Genomic DNA, 14,368 nt, shown 5'->3' with positions numbered 1-14,368 from the left:
CCGCCGCGCAGCGTACGCATGGCGGCATTTCAAGATTCTTACGGAGTCCCCATGCTTTCCAGACGCTACCTCGCGATGTGGTGTGCCGTCCTGCTGCTCGTTGCCGCGGCCGCGCTCGCGTCGATCCACGTGCTTTCCTGGCTGTGGATCATCATCCCCGTCGCCCTCGTCGCCGTCGGCCTGTACGACCTGAACCAGGACCGCCACGCGATCCTGCGCAACTACCCGCTCTGGGGCCATTTCCGCTTCCTGTTCGAGTTCATCCGGCCTGAAATCCGCCAGTACTTCGTCGAGGACGACACCGACGAGAAGCCGTTCTCGCGCGCGCAGCGCAGCCTCGTCTACCAGCGCGCGAAGAACGTCGCCGACAACCGTCCGTACGGCACCGAACTGAACGTGAAGTCCGTCGCGCACGAATGGATCAGCCACTCGCTCGCGCCGACGAAGCTGCCGAACCACGACTTCCGCATCCGGGTCGGCGCGAATCGCGCGCAGCCGTACGACATCTCGATCTTCAACATCTCGGCGATGAGCTTCGGCTCGTTGTCCGCGAACGCGATCCGCTCGCTGAACCTCGGCGCGAAGAAAGGCGGGTTCGCGCACGACACCGGCGAAGGCTCGCTGTCGAAGTACCACCGCGAGAACGGCGGCGACATCATCTGGGAAATCGCGTCCGGCTACTTCGGCTGCCGCAACGAGGACGGCACGTTCAACCCGGACAAGTTCGCGAAGCAGGCCGCCGATCCGCAGGTCAAGATGATCGAGATCAAGCTGTCGCAAGGCGCGAAGCCGGGCCACGGCGGCGTGCTGCCGGCCGCGAAGATCACGCCCGAGATCGCCGAGACGCGCGGCGTGCCGATGGGCAAGGACTGCATCTCGCCCGCGACGCACTCGCAATTCTCGACGCCGCGCGGGCTGCTCGAATTCGTCGAACGGCTGCGCACGCTGTCGGGCGGCAAGCCGACCGGCTTCAAGCTGTGCATCGGCCATCCGTGGGAATTCTTCGGGATCGCGAAGGCGATGCTCGAGACGGGTATCGTGCCCGACTTCATCGTCGTCGACGGCGCGGAAGGCGGCACCGGCGCGGCACCGCTCGAATTCACCGACCATGTCGGCGTGCCGCTGCAGGAGGGCCTGCTGCTGGTGCACAACACGCTCGTCGGGATCGGCGTGCGCGATCGCGTGAAGATCGGCGCGAGCGGCAAGATCATCAGCGCGTTCGACATCGCACGCACGCTCGCGATCGGCGCGGACTGGGTGAACTCGGCACGCGGCTTCATGTTCGCGGTCGGCTGCATCCAGGCGCAGCACTGCCACACCGATCGCTGCCCGACCGGCGTCGCCACGCAGGACCCGGTGCGCCAGCGCGCGCTCGTCGTGCCCGACAAGGCCGAGCGCGTGTACAACTTCCACCGCAATACGCTGCACGCACTGCAGGAACTCGTGCAGGCGGCCGGCCTCGGCCATCCGTCCGAGCTGCGCGCGCATCACATCGTGCAGCGCGTCGCGCCGCACGAGGTGCGGCTGATGTCGCAGCTGCTGAAGTACCTGAAGCCCGGCGCGCTGCTCGACGGCCAGACCTGCGGCTATACGCTGTACGACAAGTGGTGGCCGATCGCGCGCAGCGATTCGTTCGTGCTCGGCGAAACCGTTTACACGTCGATCGAGTAACGCGCGAGCGCCCGCCGCCGGGCGGCTCGCCAAAAAGAAAAGCGCCCCGCGGGGCGCTTTTCTCTTGTCTGCCCGATCCGCCGGCGGCGGCCGGTCAGCCTTGCGGCAGCGTGTCGACGAACGTCTGCCGCTGCGACAGCTTCACGAAATGCTTGTCGAGGTTCGGATGGCGGTCGCGCCAGTTGAGTTCGGACATCCGGAAGTCGAGGTAGCCGAGCGCGCAGCCGAGTGCGATGTCGGCGAGCGTGTAATGATTACCGACACACCACGTCTTGCCGCCGAGGCCCTGCGACATCGCGACGAGCGCGTCGTCGATCTTGCGCTGCTGGCGCGCGATCCAGCTCGCGCTGCGCTGCGCTTCGTCGCGCAGCGTGTGTTCGAGACGGATCGCCACGGCCGCGTCGAGCACGCCATCGCCCAGCGCTTCCCAGCACCGCACTTCGAGCCGCTCGCGCCCCGACGGCGGAATCAGCTTGCCGACCGGCGACAGCGTGTCGACGTATTCGCAGATCACGCGGGAATCGAACACCGCGGCACCATCCTCCATCACGAGACACGGGACCTTGCCGAGCGGATTCGATGCATGAATGTCCGTCTCCGGCGCCCATACGTTCTCGAGCTCCAGCTTGTAGTCGATCTTCTTTTCAGCAAGCACGATCCGCGCCTTGCGGACGTACGGGCTGCTGAGCGAACCGATTAATTTCATCATCTGCCTTTTCAAGGGAACTGCCGAGAGTATACGTTGTCGCCGATCATAACCGGCCGGCGCGGCCCGATAGAAAATCGCCCGTCCGGCCTGTGGATGGTTTGCAACAGCCGCCGCCGAGCCCCGTCCGGCGCGGCTTGCAGCCGTGTCTCTCACGCGCCGCGTCCGGCGGCGCTACAATCGCACGATGAATGCGCCCCTCGATACCGCCATCGCCGTCGACGTCTACCGCCAGCGCCGTGAACGCGTGCTTGCCGCACTGCGCGCCTCCGGCGGCGGCGTCGCCATCGTTCCCACCGCGCCGGAAATGCTGCGCAACCGCGATACGGCCTTTCCGTACCGGCATGACAGCTACTTCCACTACCTGACGGGCTTCACCGAGCCGGACGCCGTGCTCGTGCTGAACGCGGCCGGGTCGCACGGCGCGCCGGAATCGATCCTGTTCTGCCGCGCGAAGAATGCCGACCGCGAGATCTGGGAAGGTTTCCATTACGGGCCCGAGGCCGCGCGCGATGCGTTCGGCTTCGACGCGGCCTACGCGGTCGACGTGATCGACACCGAAATGCCGCGCCTGCTCGCCGATGCGGGCACCGTGCACTACCGGTTCGGCGCGTCGGCCGAGTTCGAGCGCCAGCTCGCCGGCTGGATCGATGCGGTGCGCGCGCAGGCGCGCAGCGGCGTCGCCGCACCAGACGCGCTGCTCGACCTCACGCCCCTGCTCGACGACATGCGGCTCGTGAAGGACGAACACGAACTCGCGATCATGATGCGTGCCGCACACATCTCCGCGCTCGCGCACCGTCGCGCGATGCAGGTGTGCCGCCCAGGGATCCGCGAGTACGAACTCGAGGCCGAGCTGCTGTACACGTTCCGCAAGCATGGCGCGCAGGCGCCCGCGTACGGCTCGATCGTCGCGGCCGGCGCGAACGCGTGCGTGCTGCACTACCCGGCCGGCAACGCGGCCGCGCGGGACGGCGACCTGATCCTGATCGATGCCGCGTGCGAACTCGACGGCTACGCGTCGGACATCACGCGCACGTTCCCGGCCAACGGGCGCTTCTCGCCCGCGCAGCGCACGCTGTACGACATCGTGCTCGCCGCGCAGCAGGCCGCGATCGACGCGACGCGCGCGGGCGTGCCGTTCGAGGCGCCGCACGACGCGGCCGTGCGGGTGCTGGCACAAGGGCTGCTCGATACGGGCATCATCCCGAAGACGCGCTTCTCGAGCGTCGACGACGTGCTCGCCGAGCGCGCGTACGCACGCTTCTACATGCACCGCACCGGCCACTGGATCGGCATGGACGTGCACGATTGCGGCGACTACCGCGAGCGGCTCGCCGCGCGCGACGCCAACGGCGCGCTGCCGTGGCGCACGCTGAAACCCGGCATGACGCTCACCGTCGAGCCGGGCCTGTACGTGCGCGCCGCCGACGACGTGCCGTCCGAATACTGGAACATCGGCATCCGCATCGAGGACGACGCGATCGTGCGCGAGCACGGTTGCGAGCTGATCACGCGCGACGTGCCGGTGGCGGCCGACGAGATCGAGGCGCTGATGCGTGCGGGCGCGGCGCACGGCGCGTGAGCGTGCCGCAGGTTGCCATCGCGCCGGTGCCGGGTCGCCGTTGGCCCGGTGTTGATCTGCCGTTGACCTGCCGTCGACCCGCAGTTGACCCGCAGTTGACCGTTACCCCGTTTCACGAACACAGATGACGACCGCTTCCTCCCCGGCCACGCCGGACTACGACCTCGCCATCGTCGGCGCGGGCCCCGTCGGGCTCGCGCTCGCCGGCTGGCTCGCCCGACGCAGCGCGACGCAGCACGCGTCGATCGCGCTGATCGACGCGCGCGAGCCGGCCGCGAGCGCGAACGACCCGCGCGCGATCGCCGTGTCGCACGGCAGCCGCGTGCTGCTCGACACGCTCGGATGGCCGGCCGACGCAACGCCGATCGAACACATCCACGTGTCGCAGCGCGGCCATTTCGGCCGCACGCTGATCGATCGCGACGAGCACGACCTCGCCGCGCTCGGCTACGTCGTGCGCTACGGCTCGATCGTGCAGGCGCTCGCGCAGGCCGTGCGCGGCACGCGCGTCGACTGGCTCACGTCGACCACCGCACACACGCCGCAACAGGACGCCGACGGCGTCACGCTGACGCTCGACGGCCCGCAAGGCGAGCGCACGCTGCGCGCGCGCATCGTCATCAACGCCGAAGGCGGGCTGTTCCACGAACAGCAGGCCGATACCGGCAAGCAACGCCGCGACTATGGCCAGACCGCGATCGTCGGCACGGTCACCGTCTCGGCGCCGCGCCCGAACGTCGCCTGGGAGCGCTTCACGCACGAAGGCCCGCTCGCGCTGCTGCCGCTTGGCGGTGCCGACTATTCGCTCGTGTGGTGCTGCACGCCCGACGAGGCGGCCCGCCGCGCCGCCCTTCCCGACGACGCGTTCCTGCGCGAACTCGGCGCTGCATTCGGCGAGCGGATGGGCCGATTCGTCGCGATCGCGGGACGCGCATCGTTCCCGCTCGGATTGAACGCGGCGCAGACGCTCGTCAACGGGCGCATCGCGATCGTCGGCAACGCCGCGCAAACGCTGCATCCGGTCGCCGGCCAGGGGCTGAACCTCGGATTGCGCGATGCGCACACGCTCGTCGACGCGCTGTCCACGCAGGGCTTCGAAGCGACCGCGCTCGCCACCTTCAACGCACGGCGCGCGCTCGACCGGCGCTTCACGATCGGCGCGACGGACACGCTCGCGCGCCTGTTTACCGTCGACGCCGGCCCTCTTCCGCTGCTGCGCGGCGCGGCGCTCACCGCGCTCGAATTCGTGCCGCCGCTCAAGAAGGCGATCGCACGCCAGATGATGTTCGGCCAGCGCAACTGACACGCCGCGCGTTGCGCGCCGTCAGGCCGCGCAAACCGGGTCAAATCGGCGGGGCATGGGAATACGGTAAAATAGCCGTTTTCCCTCTGCCCTTTTTTGTCCGCGACGCCCGGCGCTCGCGGGCGGTGCCATTGCGATGCCCGTTATCGGCTCTCACGTATTGCGTAACAACCTGTTCGTCGCCCCGATGGCCGGCGTGACGGATCGTCCGTTCCGCCAGCTGTGCAAGCGGCTGGGGGCCGGGTACGCCGTGTCCGAGATGGTCGCGTCCAATGCGCAGCTGTGGAAGAGCGCGAAGACGATGCGACGGGCGAACCACGAAGGCGAGGTCGAGCCGATCGCGGTGCAGATCGCCGGCGCCGATCCGGCGATGATGGCCGAAGCGGCCCGCTACAACGTCGACAACGGCGCGCAGATCATCGACATCAACATGGGTTGCCCGGCGAAGAAGGTCTGCAACGTCGCGGCCGGCTCCGCGCTGCTGCAGAACGAGCCGCTCGTGCAGCGGATCGTCGAGGCCGTCGTCGCAGCGGTCGGCACGGGGCCGGATGCGGTGCCCGTCACGCTGAAGATCCGCACCGGCTGGGATCGCGAGCACAAGAACGCGATCACGGTCGCGCGCCTCGCCGAGGCGGCCGGCATCTCGATGCTGACCGTACACGGCCGCACGCGCGCCGACCTCTACCGCGGCGACGCGGAATACGACACCATCGCGGCCGTGAAGGCGGCCGTGCGCATCCCGGTCGTCGCGAACGGCGACATCACGTCGCCGGCAAAAGCGAAGGCCGTGCTCGACGCCACCGGCGCCGACGCACTGATGATCGGTCGCGCCGCGCAAGGCCGGCCGTGGCTGTTCCGTGAAATCGATCATTTCCTGCAAACCGGCGAGCTGCTGCCCCCGCCGCGGATCGACGAGATCCAGCACGTGATGAACGAACACCTGGAAGACCACTACGCGTTCTACGGTGAATTCACGGGCGTCCGTACTGCGCGCAAGCACATCGGCTGGTACACTCGCGGCCTTTCCGGTGCCAACGGGTTCCGGCACAGGATGAACACGCTCGATTCCACCCGCGAGCAACTCGCCGCCGTCAATGCATTCTTCGAGGCGCAAAAGGCGCTGTCGGACCACCTCGTCTACGTCGATGACGAAGAGGAAAACGGCCAGGGCGAGTCGGACGACCATAACCAGTTAGCAGCATGAGCAAGCACAACATCGAACAATGTGTCCGCGAGAGCCTGGACGTGTATTTCCGGGATCTAGACGGCTCCAATCCGCACGACGTCTATGAAATGGTGATGTCCTGCGTCGAAAAGCCGATGCTCGAGGTCGTGCTCGTACAGGCCGGCGGCAACCAGTCGCTCGCCGCGGAGTACCTCGGCATCAATCGCAATACGCTGCGCAAGAAGCTGCAGCAGCACGGCCTGCTGTAGGCAGCCGTCCCGTCCCCGTTTCCCTGGCTATTGGTGGTTCCATCATGATCAAGCAAGCGCTCATTTCCGTTTCCGACAAGACCGGCATCGTCGACTTCGCGAAGTCGCTGTCCGACCTCGGCGTCAAACTCCTGTCGACCGGCGGCACCGCGAAACTCCTCGCCGACGCGGGCCTGCCCGTGACCGAAGTCGCCGACTACACGGGCTTCCCGGAAATGCTCGATGGGCGCGTGAAGACGCTCCACCCGAAGGTGCACGGCGGCATCCTCGCCCGCCGCGACCTGCCCGAGCACATGCAGGCGCTGGAGCAGCACGGCATCCCGACGATCGACCTGCTGGTCGTGAACCTGTACCCGTTCGTCGCGACGATCGCGAAGGACGACTGCACGCTCGCCGACGCGATCGAGAACATCGACATCGGCGGCCCGACGATGCTGCGCTCGGCCGCGAAGAACCACCGCGACGTGACGGTCGTCGTCGACCCGGCCGACTACGCGGTCGTGCTCGACGAAATGAAGGCGAACGGCAACGCGATCGGCTACGCGACCAACTTCCGCCTCGCGACCAAGGTGTTCGCGCACACCGCGCAATACGACGGCGCGATCACGAACTACCTGACGAGCCTGACCGACGAGCTGCAGCACGCATCGCGCAGCGCATACCCGGCCACGCTGAACATGGCGTTCGACAAGGTGCAGGACCTGCGCTACGGCGAGAACCCACACCAGAGCGCGGCGTTCTACCGCGACCTCGCGGCGCCGGCCGGCGCACTGGCGAACTACCGCCAGCTGCAGGGCAAGGAACTGTCGTACAACAACATCGCGGATTCGGACGCGGCGTGGGAATGCGTGAAGACGTTCGACGCGCCGGCCTGCGTGATCATCAAGCACGCGAACCCGTGCGGCGTCGCGGTCGGCAACGATTCGGCCGACGCGTACGCGAAGGCATTCCAGACCGACCCGACGTCGGCGTTCGGCGGCATCATCGCGTTCAACCGCGAAGTCGACGAGACGGCCGCGCAGGCGGTGGCCAAGCAGTTCGTCGAAGTGCTGATCGCGCCGTCGTTCACGGACGCCGCGAAGCAGGTGTTCGCCGCGAAGCAGAACGTGCGCCTGCTCGAAATCGCGCTCGGCGACGGCCATAACGCGTTCGACCTGAAGCGCGTGGGCGGCGGCCTGCTCGTGCAGTCGCTCGATTCGAAGAACGTGCAGCCGAGCGAGCTGCGCGTCGTCACGAAGCGTCAACCGACCGCGAAGGAAATGGACGACCTGCTGTTCGCATGGCGCGTCGCGAAGTACGTGAAGTCGAACGCGATCGTGTTCTGCGGCAACGGCATGACGCTCGGCGTCGGCGCAGGCCAGATGAGCCGCGTCGATTCGGCACGCATCGCGAGCATCAAGGCGCAGAACGCGGGCCTCACGCTGGCCGGTTCGGCCGTCGCGTCGGATGCGTTCTTCCCGTTCCGCGACGGTCTCGACGTCGTCGTGGCGGCAGGCGCGACCTGCGTGATCCAGCCGGGCGGCTCGATGCGCGACGACGAAGTGATCGCGGCGGCCGACGAGCACGGCATCGCGATGATCCTGACGGGCGTGCGCCACTTCCGTCACTGATCGCACGCGGCCCGTGTGGCCGCCGCACGAAAACCCGGCGGCATCATACCCGCCGGGTTTTTTATTGCGCGGCGCCGGCGCACGCAGCCACGCGGCCGGCCCCGCGCACCATTCGTTGTAGTATCGCGGCATCAGGTTTTTCTCCTCACTCATGCGAATTCTCGGCATCGACCCCGGCCTGCGCGTCACCGGCTTCGGCGTCATCGACGTCAGCGGCCACCGGCTCGCCTATGTCGCAAGCGGCGTGATCCGCACGCCCACGGCCGATCTGGCTACCCGGCTCGGCACGATCTTCCAGGGCGTATCGACGCTCGTGCGCGAACACGCGCCCGACCAGGCCGCGATCGAACAGGTGTTCGTGAACGTGAACCCGCAGTCGACGCTGCTGCTCGGCCAGGCGCGCGGCGCCGCGATCTGCGGGCTCGTCTCCGGCGGCCTGCCGGTGGCGGAATACACCGCGCTGCAACTGAAGCAGGCGGTCGTCGGTTACGGCCGCGCGACCAAGTCGCAGATGCAGGAGATGGTCACGAGACTGCTCAACCTGACCGGCCAGCCTGGCAGCGACGCGGCCGACGCGCTCGGGATGGCGATCTGCCACGCGCACAGCGGCAATACGCTCGGCACGATCGGCGGCCTCGCGCCGGCGCTCGCGAAAAGGGGGCTGCGCGTGCGGCGCGGACGGCTCGTCGGCTGACGCGACGGCACGCATCCCCTCGGCGCGGCGCGCGGCTACCCGCATCGCGCGCATTGCGCCTGCCACCGTCCTGCCTGCCTGATCGCCCCGCGTCGCGCACGCGTCGCGCGGCGCCCCGACCTGACGGCCAACCCATCGGCATCGCGCCGCAGCTGCGCTACACTCGCGCTTTCTTCCTCGCATCCCGCCATCCATGATCGGTCGCATCGCCGGCATCCTGCTCGAAAAGAATCCGCCTCACCTGCTCGTCGACTGCAACGGCGTCGGTTACGAAATCGACGTGCCGATGAGCACCTTCTACAACCTGCCGCAAACGGGCGAGCGCGTCGTGCTGCTCACGCAGCAGATCGTGCGCGAGGACGCGCACCTGCTGTACGGCTTCCTGACGCCGCAGGAGCGCACGACCTTCCGCGAACTGCTGAAGATCACCGGCATCGGCGCGCGCATGGCGCTGGCCGTGCTGTCCGGCATGAGCGTGCAGGAGCTCGCGCAGGCGGTGACGATGCAGGATGCTGCACGTCTCACGCGCCTGCCCGGCATCGGCAAGAAGACCGCCGAGCGCCTGCTGCTCGAGCTGAAGGGCAAGCTCGGCGCGGACCTCGGCGCACTCGCCGGCGCCGCGTCCCAGTCCGACCACGCGACCGACATCCTCAACGCGCTGCTCGCGCTCGGCTATTCCGAAAAGGAAGGCCTCGCCGCGATCAAGAACGTGCCGGCCGGCACCGGCGTGTCCGAAGGCATCAAACTCGCGCTCAAGGCACTGTCGAAGGTGTAACGGCCGCCCGAGCCGGCTGTCGGAGCCAGTGTCGCGCCGTCGCGCGGCACGCGCCAGTCGGCCGTTCGGCCAGTTCGGCCGCGTGACGGCGCGCGGTACAATGGCCGCATGATTGAAACCGACAAACTCGCCGCCGAGCGGATCATCGCCGCCACGCCCGCCTCGTCGCACGAGGAGGTGTTCGAACGCGCGCTGCGCCCGCGCCAGCTCGACGACTACGTCGGCCAGGAAAAGGTGCGCGGCCAGCTCGAGATCTTCATCGAGGCCGCGAAGCGCCGCGCCGAGCCGCTCGACCACGTGCTGCTGTTCGGGCCGCCCGGCCTCGGCAAGACCACCCTCGCGCACATCATCGCGCGCGAGATGGGCGTGAACCTGCGCCAGACGTCGGGCCCCGTGCTCGAACGCGCGGGCGATCTCGCCGCGCTGCTGACCAACCTCGAAGCGAACGACGTGCTGTTCATCGACGAGATCCACCGGCTGTCGCCGGTCGTCGAGGAAATCCTGTATCCGGCGCTCGAGGATTACCAGATCGACATCATGATCGGCGAGGGGCCGGCGGCGCGCAGCGTGAAGCTCGACCTGCAGCCGTTCACGCTGGTCGGCGCGACCACGCGTGCGGGGATGCTGACCAACCCGCTGCGCGATCGCTTCGGGATCGTCGCGCGCCTCGAGTTCTACGATGCCGAGCAATTGTCGCGCATCGTGCGGCGCTCGGCGTCGCTGCTGAACGCGCAGATCGATCCGAACGGCGCGCTGGAGATCGCGAAGCGCTCGCGCGGCACGCCGCGGATCGCGAACCGGCTGCTGCGCCGCGTGCGCGACTATGCGGAAGTGAAGGCCGACGGCCAGATCACCGCGGCCGTCGCCGACGCCGCGCTCGCGATGCTCGACGTCGACCCGGTCGGCTTCGACCTGATGGACCGCAAGCTGCTCGAGGCGATCCTGCACAAGTTCGACGGCGGCCCGGTCGGCATCGACAACCTCGCGGCTGCGATCGGCGAGGAGCGCGACACGATCGAGGACGTACTCGAACCGTACCTGATCCAGCAGGGCTTCCTGCAGCGCACGCCGCGCGGGCGCGTCGCGACGCTGCTCACGTACCGCCACTTCGGGCTCTCCGCGCCCGACGCCGGCAACCCGGAACGCGGGATGTGGGATACCGCCGACGGGAAGTAACCCGCTGCCCGCGCCAAGCTCGCCATGACCACGCCGCCCAGCCCGCACCCCGCCCCGCCCACACCGGGCCCGCGCTGGGTCGAACCGATCCGCAAGCGGCTCGTGGCCGGCATCACGCACCTGACGACGGGCGGCGGCGGTCCGTCGATCGATCTCTCGTCGCCGCCCGGAGACCCGGGGCTGTTCGGCCCCGACGCGATCTGCTGGCGCGTGCATGCCGATTTCACGTCGATGATGACGGGCGGCATTGCCGCGCTGCTGCTGCAGGCGCTCCATCCGCTCGCGCTCGCGGGCGTCTGGGATCACTCGTCGTTTCGCACCGACATCCTCGGCCGCTTGCGGCGCACCGCCACGTTCATCACGGGCACGACGTTCGGCAGCCGCGCGGACGCGCTCGCGCTCATCGAGCGCGTGAAAACGATCCACGCGCGCATATCGGGCACGGCGCCCGACGGCCGGCCGTATCGAGCCGACGATCCGGCGTTGCTGACGTGGGTGCATGTCGCGGAAGTTTCGAGCTTCCTCGCCGCGCATTTGCGCTATGTGAATCCGTCGCTGTCGGGCGAGCTGCAGGACGGCTATTACGCTGAAACGGCATTGATCGCGGAGTTGCTCGGCGCCCGGGATGTGCCCCGTTCACGCGCCGAGGTAGCGGCCTATTTCGCGCGCATGCAGCCCGAACTCGAAGCCGGGCCGCACACCTTCGAGGTCATGGACATCCTGCTGAACGTGCCGGTCGCAACGCCCGCGCTGCGGCCAGCCGCGTCGCTGATCATGCATGCGGGAATCGACCTGCTGCCGCCCTGGGCGCAGCGCATGCTCGACGTGTCGACGTTCGCGCCGCTGCGACGCGCGGTGGTCCGGCCCGGTGTGCGGGCAGTCGCGCCCGTGCTGCGCTGGGCGCTCGTCAACGGCGCGTCGAAGCGCGCACGCCGCCGCGCAACCGCGACACCGCCCGACGACACCCCGCCCGCCTGACGATCGGCTTCTTCCGCCGGGCGGAGCCGGTACGACCGGATCAGAGTACCTTGCGATACCCGTCGTCGTCGTCGCTCGCGGCGTCCAGGTGCGACACGTCGGCCCATTGCACGACCTGTGCGCGACCATCGACGTAATCGACGACGTTGATGCTCGTGTTGAGCAGCTGATAGCTGCGCGGCGCCGACAGGTCGATACCGTTGGCGAAGCGGTACACGCAGTCGAGCACGCCGCCGTGTGCGACACACGCGATCCGGCCGCCCGGATGCGCGGCGACGATCGGCTCGAGCGCATGCAGCACGCGATGATAGAACTCGCGCTGCGACTCGCCGCCGTCGGGCGCGAAGCCCGGGTCGCGCGTCTGCCACGCGGCGTAGGCGTCCGGAAACAGCGTCTCGATCTCGGTGCTGTCATGCCCCTGGAACACGCCGTACGCGCGTTCGCGCAGCCCTTCGCGCAACTGCGGCGGCAGCCCGAGCGCATCGGCAAAGGGTTGCGCGGTTTGTTGCGCGCGCATCAGGTCGCTCGAATAGATCGCGTCGATCCGCTGTCCTTCGCGCGCGTCCCGCGCGAGCCGGACGGCCAGCCGCTGCGCCTGCGCGAGCCCCGTGTCGGCCAGCGGAATGTCGATATGGCCCTGGATGCGCTTGATGCGGTTCCAGGCCGTCTCGCCATGTCGAATGAAGAGAATCTGCGTGGTGGCCATCGCGGCGCGTCTCCGGGAATGAATCAGGGCCGCACTTGCAGCCAGAACGTCACGGGGCCATCGTTGACGAGCGACACCTGCATGTCGGCGCCGAACTCGCCCGTCTCGACGACCGGATGACGCTCGCGCGCGGCCGCGACGAAATAGTCGAACAGGCGCGCGCCTTCGTCGGGCGGCGCGGCCGGCGTGAAGCTCGGCCGCAGCCCGCTGTTGGTATCGGCCGCGAGCGTGAACTGCGACACGAGCAGCAGGCCGCCGGCGCCGCCCGCGCCGTCGATGTTCGACACCGGCAGGTTCATCTTGCCCGCGGCATCGCTGAACACGCGATAGCCGAGCAGCTTCGCGAGCAGCTTGTCGGCCGCGGCCTCGGTGTCGCCACGCTCCGCGCAGACGAGCGCGAGCAGCCCAGCGCCGATCTCGCCCGTCGTGCGGTCGCCGACGCGCACGTCGGCGCGCTTCACGCGCTGGATCAGCGCGATCATGCGGTCAGCGTGACGCGCGCGAAGCGGCGCTTGCCGACCTGGACGACGAACTCGCCGGCCTCGACCTTCAGCCCCTTGTCGGAGACGGTCGCGCCGTCGATCTTCACGCCGCCCTGCTCGATGTTGCGCAGCGCTTCGCTCGTCGACGGCACGAGGCCCGCCTGCTTCAGCAGCTGGCCGATCGCGAGCGGCGCGCCCGCGAGCGTGACCGACGGGATGTCGTCCGGCACGCCGCCCTTCGCGCGGTGGTTGAAGTCCTCCAGCGCACGCTCGGCATCGGCCTGCGAGTGGAAGCGCGCGACGATTTCCTGCGCGAGCAGCACCTTGAAGTCGCGCGGGTTGCGGCCGCCTTCGGCGTCGCGCTTGAAGCCCGCGATTTCTTCGATGCTGCGGAACGACAGCAGCTCGAAGTAACGCCACATCAGCGTGTCCGAGATGCTCATCAGCTTGCCGAACATGTCGGTCGGCTTCTCGCTGATGCCGACGTAGTTGCCCTTCGACTTCGACATCTTCTCGACGCCGTCGAGGCCTTCGAGCAGCGGCATCGTGAGAATGCACTGCTGTTCCTGGCCGTACTGCTTCTGCAGTTCGCGGCCGACCAGCAGGTTGAACTTCTGGTCGGTGCCGCCGAGCTCGAGGTCGGCGTTCAGCGCGACCGAGTCGTAGCCCTGCATCAGCGGGTACAGGAATTCGTGGATCGAGATCGGCACGCCGCCCTGGAAGCGCTTCGTGAAATCCTCGCGCTCGAGGATCCGCGCGACCGTGTAGCGCGACGCGAGCTTGATCATCCCGTCCGCGCCGAGCGGCATCGACCATTCGCTGTTGTAGCGGATCTCGGTCTTGGCGCGGTCGAGCACGAGCGCAGCCTGCTCGAAGTAGGTTTTCGCGTTCGATTCGATCTGCTCGCGCGTGAGCGGCGGGCGCGTCGCGTTGCGGCCCGACGGGTCGCCGATCAGCGACGTGAAATCGCCGATCAGGAAGATCACCGTGTGGCCGAGGTCCTGCAGCTGACGCATCTTGTTCAGCACGACCGTATGGCCGATGTGGATGTCGGGTGCGGTCGGATCGAGGCCGAGCTTGATGCGCAGCGGCGTGCCGGTGGCCGCGCTGCGCGCGAGCTTCTGCGCGAACTCTTCCTCGATCAGCAGTTCGTCGACGCCGCGCTTCGTGACGGCGAGCGCATGGCGGACTTCGTCGGTGATCGGGAAAACAGGCTTGGAACTGGGTTCGGTGCTCATCGGGGCCAGG

At 68.3% G+C, this 14,368-nt stretch carries 14 protein-coding genes; 10 read left to right on the top strand and 4 right to left on the bottom strand.

The window, feature by feature from the left end; all coding sequences use genetic code 11:
- Window positions 1-51 precede the first annotated feature (51 nt).
- Window positions 52-1,671, top strand: coding sequence for an FMN-binding glutamate synthase family protein (locus tag U4Z64_RS10795; RefSeq protein WP_321819927.1), 1,620 nt, complete (start codon window positions 52-54; stop codon window positions 1,669-1,671).
- A gap of 94 nt (window positions 1,672-1,765) precedes the next feature.
- Here U4Z64_RS10795 and U4Z64_RS10790 read toward each other — a convergent pair whose 3' ends face one another.
- Complete coding sequence (locus U4Z64_RS10790; protein ID WP_044848297.1) at window positions 1,766-2,377, bottom strand: glutathione S-transferase family protein; 612 nt, start codon at window positions 2,375-2,377, stop codon at window positions 1,766-1,768.
- A gap of 187 nt (window positions 2,378-2,564) precedes the next feature.
- Here U4Z64_RS10790 and U4Z64_RS10785 point away from each other — a divergent pair, with 187 nt between their 5' ends.
- The 9 genes from U4Z64_RS10785 (at window position 2,565) to U4Z64_RS10745 (ending at window position 11,932) form a co-directional block, all read left to right on the top strand.
- The gene (locus U4Z64_RS10785) at window positions 2,565-3,962 is read left to right on the top strand and encodes an aminopeptidase P N-terminal domain-containing protein (protein WP_321819926.1); all 1,398 of its coding nucleotides are present in this window, start codon (window positions 2,565-2,567) and stop codon (window positions 3,960-3,962) included.
- Between the two features lie 124 nt (window positions 3,963-4,086).
- A complete protein-coding gene (locus tag U4Z64_RS10780) occupies window positions 4,087-5,265 on the top strand; it encodes a UbiH/UbiF/VisC/COQ6 family ubiquinone biosynthesis hydroxylase (RefSeq protein WP_321819925.1) in 1,179 nt (392 codons plus the stop codon).
- A 136-nt stretch (window positions 5,266-5,401) separates the two neighbouring features.
- Complete coding sequence (gene dusB, locus U4Z64_RS10775; protein ID WP_006751898.1) at window positions 5,402-6,469, top strand: tRNA dihydrouridine synthase DusB; 1,068 nt, start codon at window positions 5,402-5,404, stop codon at window positions 6,467-6,469.
- Window positions 6,466-6,699, top strand: a complete 234-nt coding sequence (locus tag U4Z64_RS10770) for a Fis family transcriptional regulator (RefSeq protein ID WP_006476892.1) — start codon at window positions 6,466-6,468, stop codon at window positions 6,697-6,699. Before dusB ends, U4Z64_RS10770 begins: the two co-directional genes overlap by 4 nt.
- Before the next feature lie 44 nt (window positions 6,700-6,743).
- Window positions 6,744-8,309 carry a bifunctional phosphoribosylaminoimidazolecarboxamide formyltransferase/IMP cyclohydrolase gene (purH, locus tag U4Z64_RS10765; RefSeq protein ID WP_044848279.1) on the top strand — a complete coding sequence of 522 codons (1,566 nt, stop codon included), beginning with the start codon at window positions 6,744-6,746 and terminating at the stop codon, window positions 8,307-8,309.
- Window positions 8,310-8,460: 151 nt separating this feature from the next.
- Window positions 8,461-9,003, top strand: coding sequence for a crossover junction endodeoxyribonuclease RuvC (gene ruvC / locus U4Z64_RS10760; RefSeq protein ID WP_044848280.1), 543 nt, complete (start codon window positions 8,461-8,463; stop codon window positions 9,001-9,003).
- 193 nt (window positions 9,004-9,196) lie between these two features.
- Complete coding sequence (gene ruvA / locus U4Z64_RS10755; RefSeq protein ID WP_044848281.1) at window positions 9,197-9,778, top strand: Holliday junction branch migration protein RuvA; 582 nt, start codon at window positions 9,197-9,199, stop codon at window positions 9,776-9,778.
- A 108-nt stretch (window positions 9,779-9,886) separates the two neighbouring features.
- Complete coding sequence (ruvB, locus tag U4Z64_RS10750; RefSeq protein ID WP_044848282.1) at window positions 9,887-10,954, top strand: Holliday junction branch migration DNA helicase RuvB; 1,068 nt, start codon at window positions 9,887-9,889, stop codon at window positions 10,952-10,954.
- Between the two features lie 24 nt (window positions 10,955-10,978).
- Entirely contained in the window at window positions 10,979-11,932 is a 954-nt protein-coding gene (locus U4Z64_RS10745) for an oxygenase MpaB family protein (protein ID WP_321796837.1), read from the top strand.
- A gap of 40 nt (window positions 11,933-11,972) precedes the next feature.
- Here the strand turns inward: U4Z64_RS10745 and U4Z64_RS10740 are convergent, their stop codons facing one another.
- Genes U4Z64_RS10740 through tyrS form a run of 3 tightly spaced genes read right to left on the bottom strand, consistent with a single transcriptional unit; the run spans window position 11,973 to window position 14,358 of the window.
- Complete coding sequence (locus U4Z64_RS10740) at window positions 11,973-12,638, bottom strand: histidine phosphatase family protein (RefSeq protein ID WP_321819924.1); 666 nt, start codon at window positions 12,636-12,638, stop codon at window positions 11,973-11,975.
- Window positions 12,639-12,661: 23 nt separating this feature from the next.
- On the bottom strand, window positions 12,662-13,120 hold the full coding sequence (dtd, locus tag U4Z64_RS10735; RefSeq protein WP_006751891.1) for a D-aminoacyl-tRNA deacylase: 459 nt from the start codon (window positions 13,118-13,120) through the stop codon (window positions 12,662-12,664).
- Window positions 13,117-14,358 (bottom strand): tyrosine--tRNA ligase, encoded by a 1,242-nt coding sequence (gene tyrS / locus U4Z64_RS10730; protein ID WP_044848285.1) that lies wholly within the window; start codon window positions 14,356-14,358, stop codon window positions 13,117-13,119. The genes dtd and tyrS overlap by 4 nt, the downstream gene beginning before the upstream one ends.
- Between the last annotated feature and the right edge of the window lie 10 nt (window positions 14,359-14,368).

The organism is Burkholderia sp. BCC1996 (genome assembly GCF_905339955.1).
Classification (GTDB): Bacteria; Pseudomonadota; Gammaproteobacteria; order Burkholderiales; family Burkholderiaceae; genus Burkholderia.
Note: the sequence above shows the minus strand (reverse complement) of the source record. Positions and strands in the feature narration are given on the sequence as shown.

Bases quoted from the DNA above. Each gene is read 5' to 3' on its own strand.
- U4Z64_RS10795 (WP_321819927.1), top strand. From the start codon at position 52: ATGCTTTCCAGACGCTACCTCGCGATGTGGTGTGCCGTCCTGCTGCTC.
- U4Z64_RS10790 (WP_044848297.1), bottom strand. From the start codon at position 2,377: ATGAAATTAATCGGTTCGCTCAGCAGCCCGTACGTCCGCAAGGCGCGG.
- U4Z64_RS10785 (WP_321819926.1), top strand. From the start codon at position 2,565: ATGAATGCGCCCCTCGATACCGCCATCGCCGTCGACGTCTACCGCCAG.
- U4Z64_RS10780 (WP_321819925.1), top strand. From the start codon at position 4,087: ATGACGACCGCTTCCTCCCCGGCCACGCCGGACTACGACCTCGCCATC.
- dusB (WP_006751898.1), top strand. From the start codon at position 5,402: ATGCCCGTTATCGGCTCTCACGTATTGCGTAACAACCTGTTCGTCGCC.
- U4Z64_RS10770 (WP_006476892.1), top strand. From the start codon at position 6,466: ATGAGCAAGCACAACATCGAACAATGTGTCCGCGAGAGCCTGGACGTG.
- purH (WP_044848279.1), top strand. From the start codon at position 6,744: ATGATCAAGCAAGCGCTCATTTCCGTTTCCGACAAGACCGGCATCGTC.
- ruvC (WP_044848280.1), top strand. From the start codon at position 8,461: ATGCGAATTCTCGGCATCGACCCCGGCCTGCGCGTCACCGGCTTCGGC.
- ruvA (WP_044848281.1), top strand. From the start codon at position 9,197: ATGATCGGTCGCATCGCCGGCATCCTGCTCGAAAAGAATCCGCCTCAC.
- ruvB (WP_044848282.1), top strand. From the start codon at position 9,887: ATGATTGAAACCGACAAACTCGCCGCCGAGCGGATCATCGCCGCCACG.
- U4Z64_RS10745 (WP_321796837.1), top strand. From the start codon at position 10,979: ATGACCACGCCGCCCAGCCCGCACCCCGCCCCGCCCACACCGGGCCCG.
- U4Z64_RS10740 (WP_321819924.1), bottom strand. From the start codon at position 12,638: ATGGCCACCACGCAGATTCTCTTCATTCGACATGGCGAGACGGCCTGG.
- dtd (WP_006751891.1), bottom strand. From the start codon at position 13,120: ATGATCGCGCTGATCCAGCGCGTGAAGCGCGCCGACGTGCGCGTCGGC.
- tyrS (WP_044848285.1), bottom strand. From the start codon at position 14,358: ATGAGCACCGAACCCAGTTCCAAGCCTGTTTTCCCGATCACCGACGAA.